Source organism: Pseudomonas protegens (assembly GCF_013407925.2).
Classification (GTDB): Bacteria; Pseudomonadota; Gammaproteobacteria; order Pseudomonadales; family Pseudomonadaceae; genus Aquipseudomonas; species Aquipseudomonas fluorescens_AP.
Genome location: NZ_CP060201.1, coordinates 700,480 through 722,552 on the forward strand (window position 1 = coordinate 700,480; position 22,073 = coordinate 722,552).

Below are 22,073 nucleotides of genomic sequence, written 5' to 3' on the forward strand. Positions count from 1 at the left end.
GCCCGCTCACGTAGGAGCCGGCTTGCCGGCGAACAGGGCCCCGCTCCAACCGACGCCTTCGTTGGCCAGCCAGCGCCTAAGGTTGGGTCGGCCCCTCCAGGGGAAAATGCACGCGGACTTCGAAACCCTCGTCACGGCCGCTGGCCGGTGAGGCCAGGTGCAGTTGGCCACCGACGCCGTGGACAATGCTCTGGGCAATCGCCAGCCCCAGCCCGGAACCGCTAGCCTCGCTGTTGCCCCGCACAAAACGTTCGGTCAGGCGTTGCAGCACGTCCGCCGGCACCAGCGGTCCGCCATTGATCACCCGCAAGCAACCGTCGGCGCTGAGGCTGACGTCCACCGGCTGCGCCGGATCGCCGTACTTCAAGGCGTTCTCGATCAGGTTGCGCAGCAGGATGCCAAAGGCGTCCGGGTCGATGGCAGTGCACACCCGGGCCGCTTCCGGCAGTTGCAGGCGGATGCGCGCGGCCGCGCCGCGATTCCATTCCTCGACGCCATGGGCCAGCAACGGAATCAGGTCCTCGGGGGTTTGCGAGAGCAGCCCGCCGCCTTCGGCCTTGGCCAGTTGCATGAGTTTTTCCGAGAGCCTGGCCAGTTCCCGCAGGGCGTTCTCGATCTTCGCCGCGCGTACCTGCAACGGCCCCTGCGGGGCTTCCTGGCGCAGGCGCTGGATCTGCGCCAGGGTCGCCGCCAGGGGCGTGCGCAGTTCATGGGCGCTGTTGGCGGTAAAGCTGCGCTCCGCTTCCAGGGCTTTGCGCAGGCGCTCCAGCAGATGATTGACCGCTTCGGCCAAGGGATCGATTTCCGCTGGCAGGTGCGCCACCTGGATCGGCGACAGGTCGCCCACGCCGCGGGATTCCACCGCGCGCCGGTAAGCCAGCACGCTGCGCAGGCTGATGCGCACGAACAGCCAGGTGCCCAGCAGGCTGATGGGAATCAGCCCGAGCAGGGGCAACAGCAGGGCCAGCAACGCCTCCCGCGAGGCTTCGCGCCGGTGGGCCAGGGGCTCGGCGATTTCGATGACGATCGAGCCGTTCTCGATGCTGGCGCTGTACAGGCGGTACTTGTCCGTGGTGCTGAAGCCGGGGCTTGGGCGGTGGCTGAAGATCTTCAGCTTGGCGTCGTGGGAACGCATGAGAATTCGCCCCTCGGCGTCGCGCACCAGGTAGGTCAGGTATTCGCTGTCCATCTTCAGGGTCGCCACGTGCCGCGCCCGACGCGGTCCACGGCGGTTGCCGATCTCCAGCGCGGCCAGCGGCAGGATGCGCTGGGCAGTGGCTTCCAGGGCGCTGTCGAAGGTTTCGTCCAGCTCGTGCTGGACCACCAGCCAGGTGCCGGCGGTGGCCCCGAGCCAGAGCAGGGTCATGCCCAGGGTCAGGCCCAGGCTCAGGCGTTTTTGCAGGCTGATGGGACGCTTCATGCGGGCATCAGCCGGTAGCCCATGCCGCGCACGGTTTCAATCAGTTCGCGGCCGAGCTTCTTGCGCAGGCGGCTGACGTAGACCTCGATGGTGTTGCTTTCGATTTCCGCGCCGAAGGCATACAGCCGCTCCTCCAGTTGCGACTTGGAGAGCAAGGCGCTGGGGCGCTGGACAAAGGCTTCGAACACCGCCCATTCCCGTGCTGTGAGGTCGATGATGCTGCCGCCGCGCTGCACGGTGCGGGCGTTCAGGTCCACTTGCAGCTCGCCGAGGCGGATCTGCGGGTTGGGGTTGCCGCTGTAGCGCCGGGCCACCGCGGCGACCCGCGCCGACAGCTCGAACAGGTCGAAGGGCTTGACCAGGTAGTCGTCGGCCCCGGCATTGAGCCCGGCGATGCGCTCGGAGATCTGGTCCTGGGCGGTAAGGATGATCACCGGCGTCACGTCCCCGGCGCTGCGGCGCTGGCGCAGGAATTCCAGGCCGCGCCCGTCGGGCAGCATCAGGTCCAGCAGGATCAGGTCGTAGGGCGTACTGGCGACGCTGGCCCGGGCCTGCTCCAGACGCTGCACCCAATCCACGGCGTGGCCATCGTCGGCAATCTGCTCACGCACCGCGTCCCCCAGCCCTGCCGCATCCTCGACCAATAACACCCGCATCGACGTTCTCCCTTGACCTGTGTGGTGCTGCACCTTAACCGCTGAACCTGACGTGAATCTGAAGAAGCAGCGGGCCTGATCAGGGTAGCCAGTGTCGCCTCCTCGCGACCCGAGGCAGATCAGCAAAAGCCCGGATCACCGTGAGTGCCATGACCTGAAGTTTTTTCCAGGCCTTCAGGTTGCTGTCAGCTAAACGGCCCAGGCTGCGGCCACATTCAGCAAAAAGGACAGCCTCATGAACAAGCTCGTGATCGCCGGGTGCCTCACCGCGGCCCTGGCCCTGCCGACACTGGCCCAGGCCCGTGAAGTGACCCTGACCACCCAGCTCAAGCCCTACAGCGGCAACGGCGCCTACCTGGCGATCTACCTCACCGACGCCAGCGGCGCCTACCAGAAGACCCTGTGGGTCGCCGGCAAGAAGGCCAAGTACTACAAGCATCTGTCGGGGTGGGCCCGCGGTGGCGGCGCGGCCGCCGGCCAGTACGACGGCGTCACCGGCGCCAGCGTGGGCAGCGGCGAAACCCTGACCGTCAGCGCCGATCTGGCGGACAGCCTGATTGATGCCGGGTATCAGATCCGCATCGACAGCGCCGTGGAAGACCAGCGCGATGTGCGCGCCGACGTGGTCCTGCCCCTGACCCTCAAAGGCAGCGGCCAGCCCGCCAGCGGCGGCACCTACGTGCAGTCGCTGCGCTACGACCTGTAAGCCCTGCGCCCCGAGGAGGCCCGACCATGTTGCGCTCGTTGCACTCAATCCCCGGACTGCTGGCCGCCCTGCTGGTGATGCTGCTGGCCCTCAGCGGCGCGACCCTGGCGCTGAACCCGGCCCTGGAACGCCTGCAAGCGCCCGCGGCGGCGGCCGACATCAGCGTGGCGCAACTGGCCGGGCGCGTGGCCGGCCAACTGGGCGGGATCGAGCAGATCCGCCGCACGCCCTCGGGCACGCTGATCGTCTATCACCGCGAGCATGGCCAGACCCTGGCCAGCCGCGTCGATCCGCAGACCGGCGCGCTGCTGGCGCCCTACACGCCCTCGGCCTTTGCCCGCTGGGTCAAGGAACTGCACCGCTCGCTGTTTCTCGACACCCCGGGGCATATCGTGGCGGCCCTGGGCGCCCTGGCGATGCTCTTGCTGTCGGCGTCCGGCGCGCTGCTGCTGGCCCGCCGCGCCGGTGGCTGGGGCAAGCTGCTGCGGCCGTTGCGCGGCAGTTTCAGCCAGCGCTGGCACGCCGAGGTCGGACGCCTGACGATCCTTGGCCTGCTGCTCTCGGCCCTGAGCGGGCTGTACCTGTCGGCCGGCACCTTGGGCCTGATCGCCGACGACGGCCAGGGCCAACTGCCCCAGCCGCCCCCGATCAGCGCCGGCCCGGCCTTGCCGGTGGCCAGCCTCGCGGCGTTGCAGGCGGTGAACCTCAACGACCTGCGCGAGCTGGTCTACCCCGACCCTGACAGCCCCCAGGATCTGTTCAGCCTGCACACCCGCAGCGGCCAAGGTTATGTCGATCCGGCCAACGGCGCCCTGCTGGCCTTCCAGCCCGAGAGCGGAATGCAGCAGCTCTCCGGGTTCATCTATCAACTGCACACCGGGGAAGGCCTGTGGTGGCTGGGCCTGCTGCTGGGCCTGGGCGCCCTGGGGGTGCCCCTGATGAGCCTCACCGGCCTGTGGCTGTGGTGGCGCCGACGTCGCGACGCGGTGGCGATCGACGACAACTGCCCGGCCGACGCCGCCGACTGCGTGATCCTGGTGGGCAGCGAGAGCAACAGCACCTGGGGCTTTGCCCGGACCCTGCAACAGGCCCTGACGGCGGCGGGACGCCAAGTCCACAGCGCGCCGATGAACCAGTTGCGCAGCGACTACCCCAAGGCCCGGCAGTTGCTGATCCTCACCGCCACCCACGGCGACGGCGATGCCCCGGCTTCGGCCCAAGGCTTCCTCGCGCGCCTGCAACAGCAGCCGCTGGCGCCCGGCCTGGAGTACGCCGTGCTGGGCTTTGGCGACCGGCAGTTCCCACGTTTCTGCGGCTTTGCCGAGCAGGTGCAAAACGCCCTGGAGGCCACTACCGCGCAGTGCCTGCTGCCCCTGGAAAGCATCCATCGCCAGTCGCCCCAGGCATTCCAACGCTGGGGTCAGGCCCTGGGACAGGCCTTGGGCTTGCCCCTGGACCTGCAGCATCAGGCCCGTGCCCTGCCCTGCCATGAGTGGCAACTGGTGGAGTCGGTGGCCTATGGCGATCAGGTCCAGGCGCCGACGCGGATCCTGCGCTTCAAGGCCGCCGACGGCAGCGGGCAGCCGTTGCCCGAGTTCCAGGCCGGCGATCTGGTGGGCATCCTGCCTCCCGGCACGACCCAGCCCCGCTTCTATTCCCTGGCCAGCAGCCGCGCCGACGGGGTGCTGGAGATCTGCGTGCGCAAGCACCCGGGCGGCCTGTGCTCGGGCTTTCTCCATGAACTGCAAACGGGCGCGCGGATCGCGGGGTTCATCCAGCCCAACCCGCAGTTTCGTCCCGCCCAAGGCGCGCAACCGGTGATCCTGATCGGTGCCGGCACCGGCATCGGCCCGTTGGCGGGGTTCATCCGCAGCAATCGGGCCCGGCAGCCGATGCACCTGTATTGGGGCGGGCGCCACCCGGCCTCGGATTTTCTCTACGAGCCGGAACTCAAGGGCTATCTGGCCGACCGGCGCCTGACCGCCCTGCGCGCGGCCTTCTCCCAGGTCCAGGAGCGCGGCTACGTGCAGGACCGGCTGCTGGCCGATGCCCTGGCCCTGCGCCGCCTGGTGGAAACAGGCGCCCAGGTGCTGGTCTGCGGCAGCCGGGACATGGCCAAGGGCGTGATGCAGGCCCTGGACGAAGTGCTGGCCCCGCTCGACCTCAGCGTACTGACCCTCAAGGCCCAAGGACGTTACCGTGAAGATGTCTACTGAAACCGCCGGACTGCAGCGCTACAGCCTCAACGGCCCGACCATGGGCAGCCGCTACAGCGCGCTGTTCTACGCCGCCCCGGGCTTCGCCACCCAGGACCTCGGCGAGCGTCTGGCCCAGGCCGTGGCGCGGGTCGAGCAGCAGATGTCGGGCTGGAACCCGCAATCCGATCTCAACCGCATCAACGCCGCGCCCCGGCACCGCTGGATCAGCGTGCCGCGGGAGCTGATGAACGTCATCACCACCGCGCTGCGGGTCAGCGAACAATCGCATGGGGCCTTCGAGATCGCCGTGGGGGATCTGGTCCAGAGCTGGGGCTTTGGTCCCGTGTCGCGGACCCTGGACCTGCCGGCACTGCGTGAACTGGGCCGGCAGCGCCGCAGCCCGGCCGCCAGCGCCCTGGTGCTGGAACCCAGGCGCCACCGCCTGCGCAAGCGCAGCAAACTGCGCCTGGACCTCAACGGCATCGCCAAGGGCTTTGGCGTCGATGAACTGGCCCGGGCCCTGGAAGCCTCGGGCATCCGCGACTACCTGGTGGGGATCGATGGCGAAATGCGCGCCCGCGGCCGCAAGCCCGGAGGGCAGCCCTGGAGCGTGGCCGTTGAAAAACCCCTGCGCGGCGAACGCCAGGTCATGGGGGTGATGGAGCTGGAAGATGCGGCCATCGCCACCTCCGGTGACTACCGCCGGTGGGTGGACATCGCCGGACAGGCCTACGCTCATACCCTTGACCCGACGACGGGCGAACCCCTGCGCAATCGTCTGGCCTCGGTCAGCGTGGTGGCCAGCAGTTGCATGCTGGCCGACGCCTGGGCCACCGCGCTGCTGGTGCTGGGCGAAATCGAAGGGCCACGGCTGGCCCAGGAGCGCGGCATGGATGCCCTGTTTGTGATCCGCGACGGCGAGCAGTTGCGGGAAGTGTCGATTGTCGGTGGACAGTTGCAGGCCGACATCCAGACCCGCTGATACCAAGGTCCACCCCAACCCGTTGTTCAGTCCTCTCTACCTGAGTCCATTGCCGATGAAATTCATGCACCGACACCGCGAACTGCACCGTAACGACCGTATCGGCTGGCTGCGGGCCGCCGTCCTGGGGGCCAACGATGGCATTGTCTCCACCGCCAGTCTGCTGATCGGCGTGGCCGCCGCCAGCGCCAGCCACGGCACGCTGCTGGTCACCGGCATGGCCGGGCTGGTGGCGGGGGCCATGTCCATGGCCGCCGGAGAATACGTGTCCGTGCATTCCCAGGCCGATACCGAACAGGCCGACCTGGCCCGGGAACGGGCCGAACTGGCCAGCGATCACCAGGCCGAACTCAACGAACTGGCGCACATCTACCAGAGCCGCGGGGTCAACCCGGAACTGGCCCGCCAGGTGGCGGTGCAACTGATGGACCACGACGCCCTGGGAGCTCACGCCCGCGACGAACTGGGCATCAGCGAGGCCCTGGCGGCCAACCCACTGCAGGCGGCCCTGGCCTCGGCGGCCAGCTTTGTGGTGGGCGCGGCGCTGCCCCTGGCGGTGACCTTCATTGCCCCGACGCACAGCGTGGTGCCGTGGATCGCCGGCATGTCCCTGGTATTCCTCGGCGGCCTGGGCGCCGTGGCGGCCCACACCGGCGGCGCCAAGGTGCTAACGGGCGCCTGGCGCGTGACCCTCTGGGGCGCCCTGGCCATGGGCCTCACCGCCGCCGTGGGCAGCGCCTTCGGCACTGTGGTCTGACCCCGCAGGCGAGCGGGTCCGAATGCCATGCACCGCCCGTGCGGCCGCCTTCGCTGGCAAGCCAGCTCCTACACAGCGCCCCAATCACCACCCGTAGGAGCCGGCTTGCCGGCGAACAGGTCCGCAAGCCTTGCATCGCCGGTACGGCCGTCTGCGCTTCTGAGCTGATCCGTAGACGGCGGCTTTTTAACACCCTGAAATAGTAAATCCCACCACCATCAGACCCGGCCGCAGCCGCAATAAGACACCTGAATACGGGCCTTCAGCCCGATCTTGAGCCTCTCCAGGCCAATTCTTAGCCCGCCTGGAAATAAATTCCCCCCACTAATAAGAAACGTCTGAGCTGTCGCTCTTGTTACCATTGCGCACATTTGCGTGAAGCTTTGATGACAGGCAGGTTATTTGTGAAGTTGATCCGTCGTTGCCTACAACACCCTCTTGCTCCCCTGTGCACCTTGTTCGGCCTGCTGTTGCTGGTGCCGATGGGCGCGCGCCTGGCCCTGGGCTGGTCCAACCCGCTGGGCTATCTGTCGGACCTGGCCAGCGCCAGCCTGCTGACCCTGCTCTTGTACCGCCGTCGCTGGTGGCTGGCGCTGCCGGTGCTGCTGGTGTGGGCGCTGCTGACCCTGGTCAGCGCCGAGCTGGTGAGCGCCGTGGGGCGCATGCCCAACCTCGCCGACCTGCATTACCTGGTGGACCCGCAGTTTGTCGGCAACTCCACCGGTGGCGGCCTGACCCACCCCGAGCTGGGGCTGAGCCTGCTGCTGGGGCTGGTGCTGTGGCTGGTGGTCCAGCGCAGCAGTCGCGGGGTGCGACTCCCGGCCCTGCCACGGGCGCTGTGGGCCCTGCCGCTGGGCCTGCTCCTGGCCCATGGCACCACCCAGTACCTCAAACCCAGCGAAGCCGATCAGTGGCAGCTGTTCAACCTGCCCCACCAGGCCCTGGCCACCGCCACCGGCCAGGCGCAGATGCGCATCGAAGACTGGCTGCAAGGCGATGTCGCCGACGTGCCACCGGTGATGACCGGCCTGACCCGGCTGGACCTTGAAGGCCAACCCCTGCTGCCCAGCGCCGGGCGCGCGCGTAACGTGCTGCTGATCACCCTGGAAGGCATTCCCGGGGCCTATATCCGCACCAATCGCGAGGCCCTGAACAGCCGCTACCAGGAAGACCTGATGCCCAAGCTCAGCGCCTGGGCCGAGCGCGGCATGAACACCCCGGACTACGTGCTGCACAGCCACCAGACCATTCGCGGCCTGTACGCCATGCTCTGCGGCGACTACGACAAGCTCGACAACGGCACCCCCAAGGGCGTCGAGATGCTCACCCAGAACCAGCGCAACCAGGCCTGCCTGCCGGCGCAGATGCACAAGTTCGGCTTCAACACCCACTACCTGCAGGGCGCCGGCCTGCGCTTCATGGCCAAGGACAAGATCATGCCGCACATCGGCTTTGATTCGACCCATGGCCTGGAGTGGTTCAAGAACGACAACTACCTGGAATTCCCCTGGGGCAAGGACGACAAGGCCTTCTTCGAAGGCGCCCTGAGCTACGTCGATCAACTGAAGAAGAACAAAAAGCCGTGGATGCTCACCCTGCTGACCGTCGGCACCCACCAGCCCTACTCGGCCCCCGAGGACTACCTGGAGCGTTATGACACGCCCAAGCAAGCCGCCGTCGGCTACCTGGACGACGCCATCGACCAGTTCCTCACGGGGCTGGAGCGCAAGGGAGTGCTCAAGGACACCCTGGTGATCATCACCTCCGATGAATCCCACGGCATCGACGGGGTGCGTCTGGCCTCGTCCTGGGGCTTCAACCTGATGCTGGCCCCGGACCAGGCGCTGCTGCCCCACCTCAAGTCCGGGACCTACGGCCACGTCGACCTCAGCGCCTCGGTGCTGGACTACTTCGGCCTGCCGGTGCCCGCCAGCCTCAGCGGCCGCTCGTTGTTCCGCGACTACGCCCAGGGCCGGGAAATCATGTCCTACACCAACGGCAAGCTGCGCTACCACGACGGTCAGGGCACCTTTACCGAGTGCGACTTCCAGCAACGCTGCCGCTACTACTCAAGCAGCGGCTTCATCGCCGACAGCGCCAGCCTGCAAGGCCAGTACGGCGGCCTGCGGGCACGGCAGATCAGCGCCCGGGCCGCGCACCTGGACCGCAGCCTGCTGCAGTCGCCACTGAACCAGCACTATCAGTTCGGCAGCCCGGCGATCATCCCGCTCAAGGCGCAGATCAAGGATGACTGGGCCGACAACCTGATCGGCGCCCAGTACCTGGAAATGCCCAAGGGTTCGCAGACCCGGGTGCGCTTCACCGTGCGCTCCGCCGACCCGCAGCAGAACGCCTACATCCTGCTCAAGGGCAAGGAACTGGAGCAGGACGTGCCCCTGGGCCTGCCGGAAGAAATGCTGGTGACCCCCGACCAGCCGCTGCAGATGGACTTCAGCTTCGACAACCCGCAAACCCGCAAGGCGTTCTCCTTCCACCTGCTGGGCTACGGCCTGGGCGCGGTGGAAGTCAGCGACTTCAGCGTGATCACCGAGTTGCCCGTACAGGCCGAGAGCGTCGACCCCGAAGAAGACAGCAACGCCCACTCCAGCTGACCCCGCCGAGCATCGAGCGGCGCCCTTTCGGGTGACGCTCGATGCGCCCTTCTACAAGCTCCGCAAAAAAATATTTTCTTGTACATGAAACTTTTTTTGTACAGGAAAAGTCGGACCGTTGATGTCATTTGAACATCATTGAGCTATCACGCTGCCTCGTCGAGACACAGCCCTGTGAAGCATTCAGTCAACGGTTTAGGAGCGCTCCTTCCTATGTTTTCCAATCTGAGCATTTCGCAAAAGCTCTATGCCGGTTTCGGCGTCGTCCTGCTGATCCTCCTGCTGCTGGTGCTGGCGGCCCTGCGCGGCTTCGATCAAGTCAGCAGCAGTGTCAAAAGCAACATCCACAGCTACGAGGTCCTGAACCAGTCCGATGCCTTGCTGCGCAGCCTGATCAATGTCGAGACCGGCATGCGCGGTTATGCCCTGACCGGCCGCGACAGCTTCCTCGAACCCCTGGAGCAAGGCGAGAAGGCCTTTGCCGAGGACTACGCGCGGATCAAGAGCAGCACCGCCGACAATCCCGAGCAGCAGGCGCGCCTGGAACGACTCAAGGTCCTGCATGATCAGTGGCTGCGCGACGATATCCAGGCCAACCTGGCCCTGCGCCGGGCGATCAACGCCGGCAGCCAGCCGGCCGCCGCCATGGCCGAACAGATCAGCGCTGGCCGCGACAAGGCCAAGATGGACGCCATGCGCCAGCTCACCAGTGAATTGCGCGAAGCGGAAAAAAGCCTGCAAGACGCCCGCAGCCAGGCCATGGACCAGGCCAAGGCCTCGGCCCTGGCGATCCTGATCGGCGGCGGCGTGCTGGCGGCGGTGCTGGCGATGCTGGTCGCCTGGTCGCTGTCCAGCACCCTGGTCGGGCGCATACGCCAGGCCGTGGACGTGGCCAAGGCCATCGCCGCCGGACGCCTGGACAGCAGCATCAGCGCCACCGGCCGTGATGAAGTGAGCAACCTGTTGCAAGCCTTCGCCGCCATGCAGGAGCGCCTGCGGACCATGATCAGTCAGATCAAGCAGGGGGCCGACCAGTTGGTCAGCGCCTCCCAGAGCATTTCCAGTGCCTCGCTGCAGCTTTCGGCCTCGGCTCAGGAACAGTCCCACTCGGCCTCTTCCATGGCGGCCACGGTGGAAGAACTGACCGTGAGCATCAACCATGTGGCGGACAACGCCGGGGATGCCCACGCCCTGTCCAGCGAGTCCGGACGCCAGTCCGAGGAAGGCGGCAGCGTGATCCAGGACACCCTGGGCAGCATGCGCCTGATCGCCGAAACCGTGCAGGCCTCGGCCACCCAGATCGGTGAACTGGGCCAGCACGCCGAGCAGATCTCCAGCATTGTCGGGGTGATCAAGGGCATCGCCGAACAGACCAACCTGCTGGCCCTGAACGCGGCCATCGAAGCCGCCCGCGCCGGGGAACAGGGCCGCGGCTTTGCCGTGGTCGCCGATGAAGTGCGCCTGCTGGCCCAGCGCACCGCCAATTCGACCCAGGAAATCACCGAGATGGTCGGCAAGATCCAGCTGGGCACCCGGGAAGCGGTGAGCAGCATGGACGTGGGGGTCAATCAGGTGAAAAACGGCGTCGAACTGGCCCAGCAGGCCGGTGAGGCCATCGTCAATATCCGCACCTCGTCCGGCAATGTGGTGCGGGTGGTGGACCAGATCTCCCTGGCCCTGCGGGAGCAGACCGCCGCCAGTCAGGATGTGGCGCGCAATGTCGAGCGCATCGCCCAGATGTCCCAGCAGAACAGCCAGGCGGTGGAGGAAACCAGCGAAACCGCCCGCTCCCTGCAGCAACTGGCGCAGAACCTGGAGCAGCAGGTGAGCGTGTTCCGCCTGTAGGTTGACGCCCACCGGCCCGAGCGCCCGGTGGTCGACGCAAACCCTGGCATCCCCGGGGTTTTGCGTCTATTCCTGATAGCCGTCCCCTCTGCAGACGAGCGCCTTCCATGATTGATCGACCCACCGCCGCGCCGCTCGAACAACTGGCCGCCGCCATGCACGGCAAGCCGTTCATGGTCCTCACCGGCGCCGGCATCAGCACCCCTTCGGGCATCCCCGACTACCGCGACAACGACGGCGTGCGCCGCGGCCGCCAACCGATGATGTACCAGGAGTTCCTCGCTCAGCCCGAAGCCCGCCGCCGCTACTGGGCCCGGGCCATGCTTGGCTGGCCGCGCATCCGCCAGGCCCGGCCCAACGCCGCGCACCAGGCATTGGCGCAATTGCAGGCGGCAGGAAGCATCGCCGGGGTGATCACCCAGAATGTCGACACCCTGCACGATCAGGCCGGCAGCCTGGACGTCATCGAACTGCACGGCAGCCTGCACCGGGTGCTGTGCCTGGACTGTGGCCAACGCAGCCAGCGCGATGCCATCCAGCAGCAGTTGCAGGCGCTCAATCCGTACCTGACCGGTGTCGACGCGGTGCCGGCACCGGATGGCGACACCCTGCTGGACCCGGCCTTCGAGGAACGCTTCCAGGTGCCCCGCTGTCCTTACTGCAACGGCCAGCGGCTCAAGCCCGATGTGGTGTTCTTCGGCGAGAACGTGGCCCAGATCACCGCCGCCCGGGCCTTGAAAGCGGTGCACGAGGCCGCCGGCCTGCTGGTGGTGGGCTCGTCACTGATGGCGTATTCGGCGTTTCGCCTGTGTCGGGCGGTGGCGGACCAGGGCAAGCCACTGCTGGCCATCAACTTCGGCAAGACCCGCGCCGACCAGTTGCTGGACCTCAAGCTCGGCGAGCCCTGCGACCAACTCCTGCCGCTACTGGCCGAGCGCCTGCTGCGCTGAACCGGCGGCGCCCAGGCGCTCGCCGAGGTTGTCCTGGCGGAGGATGTCGAACAACGCCTGGGCCGCGGTGGACAACTCCTCCCCCGGCTTGGTGAGGATACCGATGGCCCGCTCCACCACCGGCTCGTCCAGGGTCAGGCAATGCCCGCCCAACTCGCGCATATGCTGGGCACACAGCGCCGGCACGGCACTGACGCCCAGGCCGCTGGCGACCATGCGCCCCACGGTCGCCAACTGATGGCTTTCAAATTCCACCGGCAACTGCACGCCCCGGGCCCGCAGATGGTCCTCCAGCATCACCCGCACCGTGGACGGCCGCTGCAGGGTGATAAAGGGTTCCTGCAGCAGCGTTTGCCAGTCGATGCGGCTGCGCTGCGCCAGGGGCGAATCCTTGGGCACCACCGCCACGAAACGGTCGATGTACAGCGGGGTGAACAGCAAGGAAGTGCTGTCCTGAGGCTCGAACGCCACCCCCAACTCCACCTCGCGGTCGCGGACCATCTCCAGCACCTGCTCATTGACCACGTCGTTAACCGTGACGTTGACCTGGGGGTAACGGGCGCGAAAGTGCTTGAGGATCGGCGGCAGCAGATTACCGGCAAAGGACGGCATGGCCGCCACCGTCACCCGCCCGCGTTGCAGGGTGAACCGCTGGCGCAGCTCATCCTCGGCGTTGTCCCAGTCGGCGATCAGCCGCCGCGCCAGGGGCAACAACGCCTCGCCTTCCGGGGTCAGGGCGACATTGCGCGTGTTGCGGGTAAACAGGCGCCCGCCCAGGCCTTCTTCCAGGGCCTTGATGGTCAGGCTCAGGGCCGACTGCGACAGGTGCAGGCGCTCACAGGCCAGGGCAAAGCTCAAACTGTGGGCCACCGCCAGAAAGGCCCGTATCTGTTTAACCGTCATCTCTCATCCTCAGAAGGGCAGCGACAAGCTATAAGCTTCAAGCCGCAAGCTTGGAGCTTGGAGCTTGGAGCTTGGAGCTTGGAGCTTGGAGCTTGGAGCTTGGAGCTTGGAGCTTGGAGCTTGGAGCTGATTATGCTGCTTTTAAAATCAATCAACCTTAAAAATCAACTTAACAAATCAATCCAGCAGCGCAACACTGATCCGCAAACGGCTGGCCAGCCGCCAACGAACAAGAAAGAGGATGGTGCAAATGGCAGGTTTCGATAAGCGCGTGGCGTCCTACGAGGAAGCCCTGGAAGGTCTGCAAGATGGCATGACCGTGATCGCCGGCGGCTTCGGTCTGTGCGGGATCCCCGAGAACCTGATCGCCGAGATCAAGCGTCGCGGCACCCGCGACCTGACCGTGGTGTCGAACAACTGCGGGGTCGACGGTTTCGGCCTGGGCGTCCTGCTGGAAGACCGCCAGATCAGCAAGGTGGTCGCTTCCTACGTCGGGGAAAACGCCCTGTTCGAGAAACAGCTGCTCAGCGGCGAGATCGAAGTGGTGCTGACTCCCCAAGGCACCCTGGCGGAGAAAATGCGCGCCGGCGGCGCCGGCATTCCGGCCTTCTTCACCGCCACCGGTGTCGGCACCCCAGTGGCCGAAGGCAAGGAAACCCGCGAATTCAAGGGCCGCACCTACCTGATGGAAGAGTCCATCACCGGTGACTTCGCCATCGTCAAGGGCTGGAAGGCCGATCATTTCGGCAACGTGGTCTATCGCCACACCGCGCAGAACTTCAACCCCCTGGCGGCCACCGCCGGCAAGATCACCGTGGTCGAAGTGGAAGAAATCGTCGAGCCGGGCGAGCTGGACCCGACGCAGATCCACACCCCCGGCATCTACGTCGACCGGGTCATCTGCGGCACCTTCGAGAAGCGCATCGAACAGCGCACCGTGCGCAAGTGATCGCCCTTCCCCAGCCCGACTAAAAGGACAACAAACATGGCTCTTACCCGCGAACAAATGGCCCAGCGCGTCGCCCGCGAACTGCAGGACGGCTTCTACGTCAACCTCGGCATCGGCATTCCGACCCTGGTGGCCAACTACATCCCCGACGGCATGGAAGTCATGCTGCAATCGGAAAACGGCCTCCTGGGCATGGGCGCCTTCCCCACCGAGGACGAAGTCGACGCCGACATGATCAACGCCGGCAAACAGACGGTGACCGCGCGCATCGGCGCCTCGATCTTCTCCTCGGCCGAATCCTTCGCGATGATCCGCGGCGGCCATATCGACCTCACCGTGCTCGGCGCCTTCGAAGTGGACGTGCAAGGCAACATCGCCTCGTGGATGATCCCCGGCAAGCTGGTCAAGGGCATGGGCGGCGCCATGGACCTGGTGGCCGGCGCCGAGAACATCATCGTGACCATGACCCACGCCTCGAAAGACGGCGAATCCAAACTGCTCGACCGCTGCAGCCTGCCGCTGACCGGCGCCCAGTGCATCAAGCGCGTGCTCACCGATCTGGCCTACCTGGAGATCGAGAACGGCGCCTTCATCCTCAAGGAGCGCGCCCCCGGGGTCAGCGTCGAGGAGATCGTCAGCAAGACCGCCGGCAAGCTTATCGTGCCGGACCACGTGCCTGAAATGCAGTTCGCCTAAGGAGCCCCACCATGCAAGACGTCGTTATCGTTGCCGCCACCCGTACCGCCGTGGGCAGTTTCCAGGGCTCCCTGGCGGGCATTCCCGCCGTTGACCTGGGCGCCGCGGTGATCCGCCAACTGCTGGCCCAGACCGGCATCGACCCGGCCCAGGTCGACGAAGTGATCATGGGCCAGGTGCTCACCGCCGGCGCCGGGCAGAACCCCGCGCGCCAGGCCGCGATCAAGGCCGGCCTGCCCCACGCCGTACCGGCCATGACCCTGAACAAGGTCTGCGGCTCCGGTCTCAAGGCCCTGCACCTGGCGGCCCAGGCCATCCGCTGCGGCGATGCCGAAGTGATGATCGCCGGCGGCCAGGAAAACATGAGCCTGTCCAACTACGTGCTGCCCGGCGCCCGCACCGGCCTGCGCATGGGCCACAGCCAGATGATCGACAGCATGATCAGCGACGGCCTGTGGGACGCCTTCAACGACTACCACATGGGCATCACCGCCGAGAACCTGGTGGACAAGTACGGCATCAGCCGTGAAGCCCAGGACGCCTTCGCCGCCGCTTCCCAGCAGAAAGCCGCTGCAGCCATCGAGGCCGGGCGCTTTGTCGACGAGATCACCCCGATCCAGATTCCCCAGCGCAAGGGCGAGCCGCTGACCTTTGCCACCGACGAACAACCGCGCCCCGGCACCACCGCCGAGGCCCTAGCCAAGCTCAAGCCGGCGTTCAAGAAAGATGGCACGGTGACCGCCGGCAACGCCTCGGCGCTGAACGACGGCGCCGCCGCGGTGATGCTGATGAGCGCCAGCAAGGCCCGGGCCCTGGGCCTGCCAGTCCTGGCCAGGATCGCCGCCTACGCCAACGCCGGGGTCGATCCGGCGATCATGGGCATCGGCCCGGTGTCCGCCACCCGTCGCTGCCTGGACAAGGCCGGCTGGACCCTGGACCAGCTGGACCTGATCGAAGCCAACGAAGCCTTCGCCGCGCAATCGCTGTCGGTGGGCAAGGAGCTGGCGTGGGATGCGAGCAAGGTCAACGTCAACGGCGGCGCGATTGCCATCGGCCACCCGATTGGTGCGTCGGGCTGCCGGGTGCTGGTGACCCTGCTGCATGAAATGCTCAAGCGCGACGCCAAAAAAGGCCTGGCGACCCTGTGCATCGGCGGCGGTCAGGGCGTGGCATTGGCCATCGAGCGCTAGGGTTTCCCCTGTGGCGAGGGCGCTTGCTCCCGCGGGAAGGCGCAGCCTTCCCAAGCACTGAATTCGCGTCTCATCCGACCTGTCGCGAATTCAGCTGTTGCGGCCGCTACGCGACCGAGCGCGAGCAAGCTTCCTCGCCACAATACAAGCTACAGCGCCTGCACTAGCCTGCTCAGTTGCTCATCCAGGCGCCGCGCCTCCCCCCGCAACGACTCGCAGAAGCCCTCGACAAAACTCGATGACGGCCGGTAATCCGGGCGGATCAGCATCACCCGATACGGCACCGACAGCTGCAGCGGACGAATCGCCAAGCCACGCCCCACTTCCTCCATGGCGCTCAAGGGGTTGATGATCGCCACCCCCAGTTTCTGCCGCACCATGGCGCACACCGAGGCGGCGTTGGTGGTTTCCACCACCACCCGGCGGTCGACCCCGGCCTGGCGGAAGTGCTCGTCCAGGGTCTGCCGGTAGATATCCAGGCCCGAGAGGTTGATGAAGTTCTGCCCGCGAAAATCCTCCGAAGCCAGCCGTGGCCTGGCCAGCAGCGGATGATCGTCCGGGAGGATGCAGACCATGTCGGCGCAGAACAGTAACTCGCCCTGGGTACCCCGGGGCAGGTGCTCGCTTTCGGTGAGGCCCAAGTCATGGCGCTGGGCGCTGAGGGACTCTTCCAGCAGCGGCGATTCCTGGGCAGTGATGCTCAGGCCGATCCCCGGGTGCTGTTGCAGAAAGCGCTTGCAGACTCGGGGCAGCAAGGTCTGGGAGAACAGCGGCAGGCAGCTCAGGCTCAACTGGCCGTGTTCGAAACGGCGAATCGACTGGGCCACGCTGTTGATTCGCTCCAGCCCCACATAGGCTCGCTCCACTTCTTCCAGCAACAGCAGAGCCTGGGCCGTGGGCAGCAGGCGGCCACCCTCGCGGTCGAACAGGCGCAGCCCGGAAAGGCTTTCCAGCCGCGCCAGTTCGCGGCTGACCGTGGGTTGCGAGGTAAACAGCAGGCGCGCGGCGCCGGTGACGCTGCCGGCCTGCATGATGGCGCGGAAGACTTCGATATGGCGCAGGGAGATGTCCATCAACAGAGGCTCGTTCGATCGATCAGCCCATATCAAAACTGAATCGAGCAACAAAGAATAGATATTTTATTGAATAGCCAATCATCGGCATGCTGCAACCACTCTCACTGACCACAGACAGCAATCGCCATGGCCATTCCCTTCTCTCCTGCTCAACTCGCCGCCGCCGCCCGCCAATATGGCACTCCACTGTGGTGCTATGACGCCGCCACCATCCAGGCGCGCATTGCCCAGTTGCAGGCCTTCGACGTGGTGCGCTACGCCCAGAAGGCCTCGTCCAACCTGCACCTGCTGCGCCTGATCCGCGAAGCCGGAGTACGGGTCGATGCGGTGTCCCTGGGAGAAATCGAACGTGCCCTGCTGGCCGGCTTCAGCCCGCTGGATGCCGGCATCGTCTTCACCTGCGACCTGTTCGACGAAGCCACCCTCAAGCGCGTGGTGGAGCTGCAAGTGGAAGTCAACGCCGGCTCCATCGACATGCTCCGTCAACTCGGCGAACAGTCCCCGGGGCACCGGGTGTGGCTGCGGATCAACCCGGGCTTCGGCCACGGCCACAGCCGCAAGACCAACACCGGCGGCGAGAACAGCAAGCACGGCATCTGGCACGATCAGGTCGGCGAAGCCCTGGCGGTGATCCGCCAGCACGGCCTGCATCTGGTGGGCCTGCACATGCACATCGGTTCCGGGGTCGACTACGACCACCTGGAGCAAGTGGGCGCGGCCATGGTGGCGGCGGTGAAATCCCTGGACCACGACATCGAGGCCTTCTCCATCGGCGGCGGCCTGTCCACGCCCTACCGCGAGGGCGACACCCCGGTGGACGTGCAGCGCTACGCCAATGCCTGGAAGGTCGCGCGCCAGGAGATCGAGGCCTATCTGGGCCACGGCGTGCGCATGGAGATCGAACCCGGGCGTTTCCTGGTGGCCGAGGCGGGCTGCCTGGTCAGCGAAGTGCGGGTGGTGAAGACCGCCGGCCAGCATCACTTCGTGCTGGTGGACACCGGCTTCAATGACCTGATGCGCCCGGCCATGTACGGCGCCTACCACGGCATGAGCCTGCTGGACGCCAGCGGCCAGCCGGTGCAGCGCCCGCAACAGCTGACCGTGGTCGGCGGCCCGCTGTGCGAGTCCGGCGATATCTTCACCCAGGACGACGAATGCCTGACCCCGCGCCTGCTGCCCCAGGCCCAGGTCGGCGACCTGCTGGTGCTGCACGACACCGGCGCCTACGGCGCCAGCATGTCGTCCAACTACAACAGCCGGCCGCTGCTGCCGGAAGTGCTGTTCGCCAACGGCCAGCCGAAGCTGATCCGCCGGCGCCAGCCCCTGGCGGACTTGCTGGCGCTGGAACTGGGGCTGTAAGGCCCCGCTACCAGGGTTCCAGCTGCAGCCGTTGCGCCTGGTTGTCCACGCTGTCGTCCTGCTTGCGGGTCACCAGCGGCTCACCGTCGGCGCCGTAGAACTGCACCACCAGTTGGGCGTCATCGGGCTTCACGTCCAGGCGGGCAAAGTTGTCCGCCTGGGTGAAGGCCCAGGTCTGGTAGTCCATGCTCTGCGTACCGTCGAAGAGCGCAAAACTGTCCTGCGTCTGCGGCGCCGTCGAGTCGTGCACGTACCCGGCCGGATCGCCGTCGGCAAAGGGAAACGGCCAGTAGAACGCCGACGAGGTCACCGCGTAGCACTTGATCCCCTGCCCCGCGGCGCTGAACTGCAAGCGGGAAATGTTCGAGCAGTGAATGTCCCCGGAGAGAAACACCACGTTCTGCACCTGATGCTCGACCAGGGTTTCCAGCACGGCGCGGCGCGTGGTGGGGAAAGCCGACCAGGAGTCGCTGTCGTTCTTGTGGCGCACGGCATCGCTGTCGGTGCCCACGGTGTCCACGCCATTGGGTACGAAGACGCTGGAGGTGACCACGAACTTGGGCACGTTGCCGCGATCCTCCTGCATGTGCCGCAGCCAGGCGCACAAGCGGTCGAGCTGACCCGGTTCGCTGGGGTGCAGTGAGGGGCGGCCCAGCAGGTGGTTGTCGTCCAGGGCGTCCGGCACATCGTCGAGAAAGCGCTGGGTACGGGTGTCGAGGACGAAGAACGGGTAGTGGCCACAGGAGAAGTCGTAGAACAGCTGGTTGGTCTGCAGCTGCTGCAGGTACCTGTCGTCACCGGTCATGGCCCGGCCATGGACATAGCTGTCGGCAAAGCGTGGCCCATGGCTCCACTGGTAGCTCATGTAGGCGCCCATGGCGAGGTTGAACAGCAGGCGCTTGTCACGGTCCTTGCGGATCCGGTCCTGGGTCCAGTTGTCCTCGATCTCGTGGTCGTCAAGGATCATGTACGTGGGCATGTGGGCCAGCAACTGGCGGATGTTCGGCGAGCCGAAGGCGCTGTGGTAGCGCTCCTCGAACTCCTCGAAGGTGTCCGCCAGCCCCACCGGCACCAGGCGGTTGAACAGGTCGGCATAGATCTGGTCGCCGACCATCAGCACCATCTGCGCGTCGGCGTGTTCGCTCAGCATCGGACCGAAGATCGTGTCGGAGTTCTTGCGTTTCCACAGCAGCCCCGGGTAGCGGCAGGAGCCCAGCAGAAAGCTCAGGGCCGAGGCCTTGCCGGGCACCGCACTGGCCCGTGTGGTGAACTCGGCTTCGACGTACATCTTGTCGGCCCCGGTGCGGTTCAGGTCATTGGCCCAGGCTCCGGGGTCGGGCAGGCGCTGCACCACCGACTCGCTGGACACATCATCATCGTTGTTGCCCGCGTCATCGACGTTGAGCGATGCCATGCGCACCCGATAACGGGTGCCCGGCGTCAGCTCAAAGGGCTTGAGCTGCTTGCGCGCGGCCTCGCTGCCCCACAGGCTGGTGTCGACCCCGAGATTGAAGGTGCCGGTGCGGTGATACTCGCGTCGCAGTCGAAAGTAGAAGATGTTGTCCGCCGCGACCCGGCCGTTGCTGCTCACTACGCCAATCACGCCGATGGTGCGGATGTCCTCCGCCACGCCCTTCTCGTCCAGGGCATCGGAAGCGGCGATCCATAGACGGCAGGACGTGTCGGTGGTGTGCCCGACGATCGGGCCTAAAGAGGGGGTGCGAAGTGTGCTCACGGTGACCTGCTCCTTGGTGGGGGTGTGCAGGCAAAGCCTAGCTCGGCCGAGGCGGCCGACAAGCCTCCCCGAGCGGCCCTGACAGCCGGTCGGAGCAGGCGGCACATCAGACCCCAGCAGACTCATGCAGGTAACGCCATGTCAGCGATCGCACTGTGATAGATTCCGCCGCCGTCCGCAGCCGATCTGAAGCGCCCCATCACCTTGGGCACGCTCCTGAGCCAAGCCAGGGTGGCGCGGCTTGCCGAGCGTCTGCCCCCCTCGGCCCGGAGCCGCAGCTTCGCGCTGATGGCCATGATTCCCAACCGCAAGCACGGTTGATCCCCTGTCGCCTTACCGAGATCCTGCATGCCTGCCCGCACCTTGCGTCTGCTCTCCCCAAATCATCTGCCCGCTGCAGCCGCGCTGCTCTGGGGGCTGTCCCTGGCCATCGTCCGGGCCGGGCAACCGATGGAGTATTTCTGGGAAAACTTCGCCGCCTACTGGCTGCCCCAGGGGCTGATCCTCGGCCTGCTGCTGTGCACCCGGCCCACGCCGGCGCTGTTCAGCGGCGTGGCCCTGGCCCTGGCCGCGCACCTGCAGTTGTTCAGCCTGTGGATCAGCGCCCCGGAGGACTCCATGGGCTGGCTGTTCTACCTGTTGGACTTTCCCGGCGCGCTGATCGGCGCCGCCATCGCCCGTCTCCTGGCCACCCGCGCGGCTCCCGGCAAGCCCCTGATCAATGGCCTGCTGGGGGTCGGCTGGGTGTCGTTGGGGCTGTTGCTGAACCTCAAGCTGATGATGTCCAGCCAGGCCTGAAACGGACCGGCGACTGCGGCCCGGGAGGGACTGAAACCCGCCCGGACCACTGACGGCCCGGGCAGGCAATGCCTCAGCTGTGGCCCTGGCTGAGGTGCGACAAGCGTCCGGAAAGGGCTTGCATGGCCTCGCTGACCTTGTCCAGGGCCTGGGCGTCCCGGGCGTTGTCCTCGCTGATGCCGTGGATGCGCACCGCCAGTTCGTTGATCTCCTGGGTCACATGGCTCTGTTGCTGCGCGGCCACGGCAATCTGCTGCGCGCGCTGGGAAATATCGTCGAAGCTGGTGACGGTGCTCGACAGTGCCTGCGACGCGCCGGAGGCCTCGCCCACGGCTTCACGGGTCCGCGATTCACCGGCCTGGATCGCCTGCACCGCCTGGCGCGAGGCCTGCTGCAGGTCGCTGATCATGCCGCTGATCTCGTTGGCCGAGGTCTGGGTGCGCCCGGCCAGGGTCCGCACTTCATCCGCCACCACGGCAAAGCCGCGGCCCTGCTCGCCGGCCCGGGCCGCCTCGATGGCGGCGTTGAGCGCCAGCAGGTTGGTCTGCTCGGAGATGGCCTTGATCACATCCAGCACCGCGCCGACCTGCTGGCTGTCCTGCTCCAAGCGCTGGATCACCGCGGTGGCCTCGGCCATTTCCGTGGACAGTTGCTGGATCGACTGGCTGTTGGCCGCGACCCGCTGCTGACCGTCCTGCACCACCACCAGGGACTGGCGCGCGGTGTCGGCGCAGTTGTTGGTGTTCTGCGCCACTTCCAGGGCACTGGAGGACATCTCGGTGATGGCCGTGGCCAACTGGGTGTTTTCCTGGCGTTGCTGCTCGGCGCGTTGGGCCAGGGTGCTGCTGAGTTCCCCCAGGCGCGCGGCTTCGTTCTGCAACTGCTGGGCTTCGCTGGCGATCTTCTGCAGCATCTGCCGCAGTTGCCCGGCATAGCGGTTGACCGCGCCGCGCAAGGCGCCGATCTCATCGGCCCGGGCCACGTGCAACTCGGCGTTGTCCGTGGCCTGGCCACGGCCCAGGGCATCGATCTGCTGGGTGGTTTCCTCCAGTTGGGCAATCAGCTTGTGCCCGGCCAGCCAGGCGAAGAACAACAGCAGCGCCAGCAACGGCAGCAGGAACACCAGGATCTCGGTGGTCATGGCCCGGGCCAGGCCGGTGACCTTCTGCTCAGGGGTCACCAGGCCAATGGTCCAGCCACTGCCGGGCATGCTGAACAGGCTGACCCGCGCCGCTTCCTGC

At 66.5% G+C, this 22,073-nt stretch carries 18 protein-coding genes; 12 read left to right on the forward strand and 6 right to left on the reverse strand.

The window, feature by feature from the left end:
* Window positions 1–76 precede the first annotated feature (76 nt).
* Both GGI48_RS03225 and GGI48_RS03230 read right to left on the reverse strand, forming a co-directional pair.
* The gene (locus tag GGI48_RS03225; protein WP_103741709.1) at window positions 77–1,420 is read right to left on the reverse strand and encodes an ATP-binding protein; all 1,344 of its coding nucleotides are present in this window, start codon (window positions 1,418–1,420) and stop codon (window positions 77–79) included.
* Window positions 1,417–2,076: a response regulator transcription factor gene (locus GGI48_RS03230; protein ID WP_103741710.1), complete on the reverse strand. Its 660-nt coding sequence runs from the start codon at window positions 2,074–2,076 to the stop codon at window positions 1,417–1,419. The genes GGI48_RS03225 and GGI48_RS03230 overlap by 4 nt, the downstream gene beginning before the upstream one ends.
* 235 nt (window positions 2,077–2,311) lie before the next feature.
* Between GGI48_RS03230 and GGI48_RS03235 the strand changes: the two genes are divergently transcribed.
* The 7 genes from GGI48_RS03235 (at window position 2,312) to GGI48_RS03265 (ending at window position 12,126) form a co-directional block, all read left to right on the forward strand.
* On the forward strand, window positions 2,312–2,782 hold the full coding sequence (locus GGI48_RS03235; RefSeq protein WP_179596938.1) for a DUF2271 domain-containing protein: 471 nt from the start codon (window positions 2,312–2,314) through the stop codon (window positions 2,780–2,782).
* Window positions 2,783–2,808: 26 nt separating this feature from the next.
* Entirely contained in the window at window positions 2,809–4,998 is a 2,190-nt protein-coding gene (locus tag GGI48_RS03240; RefSeq protein WP_179596940.1) for a PepSY domain-containing protein, read from the forward strand.
* Window positions 4,988–5,962: an FAD:protein FMN transferase gene (locus GGI48_RS03245; RefSeq protein WP_179601904.1), complete on the forward strand. Its 975-nt coding sequence runs from the start codon at window positions 4,988–4,990 to the stop codon at window positions 5,960–5,962. The genes GGI48_RS03240 and GGI48_RS03245 overlap by 11 nt, the downstream gene beginning before the upstream one ends.
* A 55-nt stretch (window positions 5,963–6,017) precedes the next feature.
* Entirely contained in the window at window positions 6,018–6,719 is a 702-nt protein-coding gene (locus GGI48_RS03250) for a VIT family protein (RefSeq protein WP_047303540.1), read from the forward strand.
* 404 nt (window positions 6,720–7,123) lie between these two features.
* Window positions 7,124–9,331: an LTA synthase family protein gene (locus GGI48_RS03255; RefSeq protein ID WP_409565340.1), complete on the forward strand. Its 2,208-nt coding sequence runs from the start codon at window positions 7,124–7,126 to the stop codon at window positions 9,329–9,331.
* 213 nt (window positions 9,332–9,544) lie between these two features.
* Window positions 9,545–11,176 (forward strand): methyl-accepting chemotaxis protein, encoded by a 1,632-nt coding sequence (locus GGI48_RS03260; RefSeq protein WP_179596944.1) that lies wholly within the window; start codon window positions 9,545–9,547, stop codon window positions 11,174–11,176.
* 107 nt (window positions 11,177–11,283) lie between these two features.
* The gene (locus tag GGI48_RS03265) at window positions 11,284–12,126 is read left to right on the forward strand and encodes an NAD-dependent protein deacetylase (RefSeq protein ID WP_179596946.1); all 843 of its coding nucleotides are present in this window, start codon (window positions 11,284–11,286) and stop codon (window positions 12,124–12,126) included.
* On the opposite strand, the gene GGI48_RS03270 is transcribed toward GGI48_RS03265, so the two are convergent.
* Window positions 12,100–13,029, reverse strand: coding sequence for a LysR family transcriptional regulator (locus GGI48_RS03270; protein WP_179596948.1), 930 nt, complete (start codon window positions 13,027–13,029; stop codon window positions 12,100–12,102). The genes GGI48_RS03265 and GGI48_RS03270 overlap by 27 nt on opposite strands.
* 250 nt (window positions 13,030–13,279) lie before the next feature.
* Here GGI48_RS03270 and GGI48_RS03275 point away from each other — a divergent pair, with 250 nt between their 5' ends.
* The 3 genes from GGI48_RS03275 to GGI48_RS03285 are packed head-to-tail and all read left to right on the forward strand — an operon-like array spanning window position 13,280 to window position 15,864.
* Entirely contained in the window at window positions 13,280–13,978 is a 699-nt protein-coding gene (locus GGI48_RS03275; RefSeq protein WP_047303566.1) for a CoA transferase subunit A, read from the forward strand.
* Between the two features lie 36 nt (window positions 13,979–14,014).
* Window positions 14,015–14,674 carry a CoA transferase subunit B gene (locus GGI48_RS03280; RefSeq protein ID WP_016962972.1) on the forward strand — a complete coding sequence of 220 codons (660 nt, stop codon included), beginning with the start codon at window positions 14,015–14,017 and terminating at the stop codon, window positions 14,672–14,674.
* 11 nt (window positions 14,675–14,685) lie between these two features.
* On the forward strand, window positions 14,686–15,864 hold the full coding sequence (locus GGI48_RS03285) for an acetyl-CoA C-acetyltransferase (RefSeq protein WP_016962973.1): 1,179 nt from the start codon (window positions 14,686–14,688) through the stop codon (window positions 15,862–15,864).
* 149 nt (window positions 15,865–16,013) lie between these two features.
* On the opposite strand, the gene GGI48_RS03290 is transcribed toward GGI48_RS03285, so the two are convergent.
* Window positions 16,014–16,937: a LysR family transcriptional regulator gene (locus GGI48_RS03290; RefSeq protein WP_016962974.1), complete on the reverse strand. Its 924-nt coding sequence runs from the start codon at window positions 16,935–16,937 to the stop codon at window positions 16,014–16,016.
* A 129-nt stretch (window positions 16,938–17,066) separates the two neighbouring features.
* Between GGI48_RS03290 and lysA the strand changes: the two genes are divergently transcribed.
* On the forward strand, window positions 17,067–18,299 hold the full coding sequence (lysA, locus tag GGI48_RS03295; RefSeq protein WP_179596950.1) for a diaminopimelate decarboxylase: 1,233 nt from the start codon (window positions 17,067–17,069) through the stop codon (window positions 18,297–18,299).
* A 7-nt stretch (window positions 18,300–18,306) separates the two neighbouring features.
* On the opposite strand, the gene GGI48_RS03300 is transcribed toward lysA, so the two are convergent.
* Window positions 18,307–20,034: an alkaline phosphatase D family protein gene (locus GGI48_RS03300; protein WP_260620612.1), complete on the reverse strand. Its 1,728-nt coding sequence runs from the start codon at window positions 20,032–20,034 to the stop codon at window positions 18,307–18,309.
* 348 nt (window positions 20,035–20,382) lie between these two features.
* On the opposite strand from GGI48_RS03300, the gene GGI48_RS03305 reads away from it, so the two are divergent.
* Entirely contained in the window at window positions 20,383–20,832 is a 450-nt protein-coding gene (locus GGI48_RS03305; RefSeq protein WP_179596953.1) for a hypothetical protein, read from the forward strand.
* 73 nt (window positions 20,833–20,905) lie between these two features.
* Here GGI48_RS03305 and GGI48_RS31370 read toward each other — a convergent pair whose 3' ends face one another.
* Window positions 20,906–22,042: a methyl-accepting chemotaxis protein gene (locus tag GGI48_RS31370; protein ID WP_409565420.1), complete on the reverse strand. Its 1,137-nt coding sequence runs from the start codon at window positions 22,040–22,042 to the stop codon at window positions 20,906–20,908.
* Between the last annotated feature and the right edge of the window lie 31 nt (window positions 22,043–22,073).

Bases quoted from the DNA above. Each gene is read 5' to 3' on its own strand.
- GGI48_RS03225 (WP_103741709.1), bottom strand. From the start codon at position 1,420: ATGAAGCGTCCCATCAGCCTGCAAAAACGCCTGAGCCTGGGCCTGACC.
- GGI48_RS03230 (WP_103741710.1), bottom strand. From the start codon at position 2,076: ATGCGGGTGTTATTGGTCGAGGATGCGGCAGGGCTGGGGGACGCGGTG.
- GGI48_RS03235 (WP_179596938.1), top strand. From the start codon at position 2,312: ATGAACAAGCTCGTGATCGCCGGGTGCCTCACCGCGGCCCTGGCCCTG.
- GGI48_RS03240 (WP_179596940.1), top strand. From the start codon at position 2,809: ATGTTGCGCTCGTTGCACTCAATCCCCGGACTGCTGGCCGCCCTGCTG.
- GGI48_RS03245 (WP_179601904.1), top strand. From the start codon at position 4,988: ATGTCTACTGAAACCGCCGGACTGCAGCGCTACAGCCTCAACGGCCCG.
- GGI48_RS03250 (WP_047303540.1), top strand. From the start codon at position 6,018: ATGAAATTCATGCACCGACACCGCGAACTGCACCGTAACGACCGTATC.
- GGI48_RS03260 (WP_179596944.1), top strand. From the start codon at position 9,545: ATGTTTTCCAATCTGAGCATTTCGCAAAAGCTCTATGCCGGTTTCGGC.
- GGI48_RS03265 (WP_179596946.1), top strand. From the start codon at position 11,284: ATGATTGATCGACCCACCGCCGCGCCGCTCGAACAACTGGCCGCCGCC.
- GGI48_RS03270 (WP_179596948.1), bottom strand. From the start codon at position 13,029: ATGACGGTTAAACAGATACGGGCCTTTCTGGCGGTGGCCCACAGTTTG.
- GGI48_RS03275 (WP_047303566.1), top strand. From the start codon at position 13,280: ATGGCAGGTTTCGATAAGCGCGTGGCGTCCTACGAGGAAGCCCTGGAA.
- GGI48_RS03280 (WP_016962972.1), top strand. From the start codon at position 14,015: ATGGCTCTTACCCGCGAACAAATGGCCCAGCGCGTCGCCCGCGAACTG.
- GGI48_RS03285 (WP_016962973.1), top strand. From the start codon at position 14,686: ATGCAAGACGTCGTTATCGTTGCCGCCACCCGTACCGCCGTGGGCAGT.
- GGI48_RS03290 (WP_016962974.1), bottom strand. From the start codon at position 16,937: ATGGACATCTCCCTGCGCCATATCGAAGTCTTCCGCGCCATCATGCAG.
- lysA (WP_179596950.1), top strand. From the start codon at position 17,067: ATGGCCATTCCCTTCTCTCCTGCTCAACTCGCCGCCGCCGCCCGCCAA.
- GGI48_RS03305 (WP_179596953.1), top strand. From the start codon at position 20,383: ATGCCTGCCCGCACCTTGCGTCTGCTCTCCCCAAATCATCTGCCCGCT.
- GGI48_RS31370 (WP_409565420.1), bottom strand. From the start codon at position 22,042: ATGCCCGGCAGTGGCTGGACCATTGGCCTGGTGACCCCTGAGCAGAAG.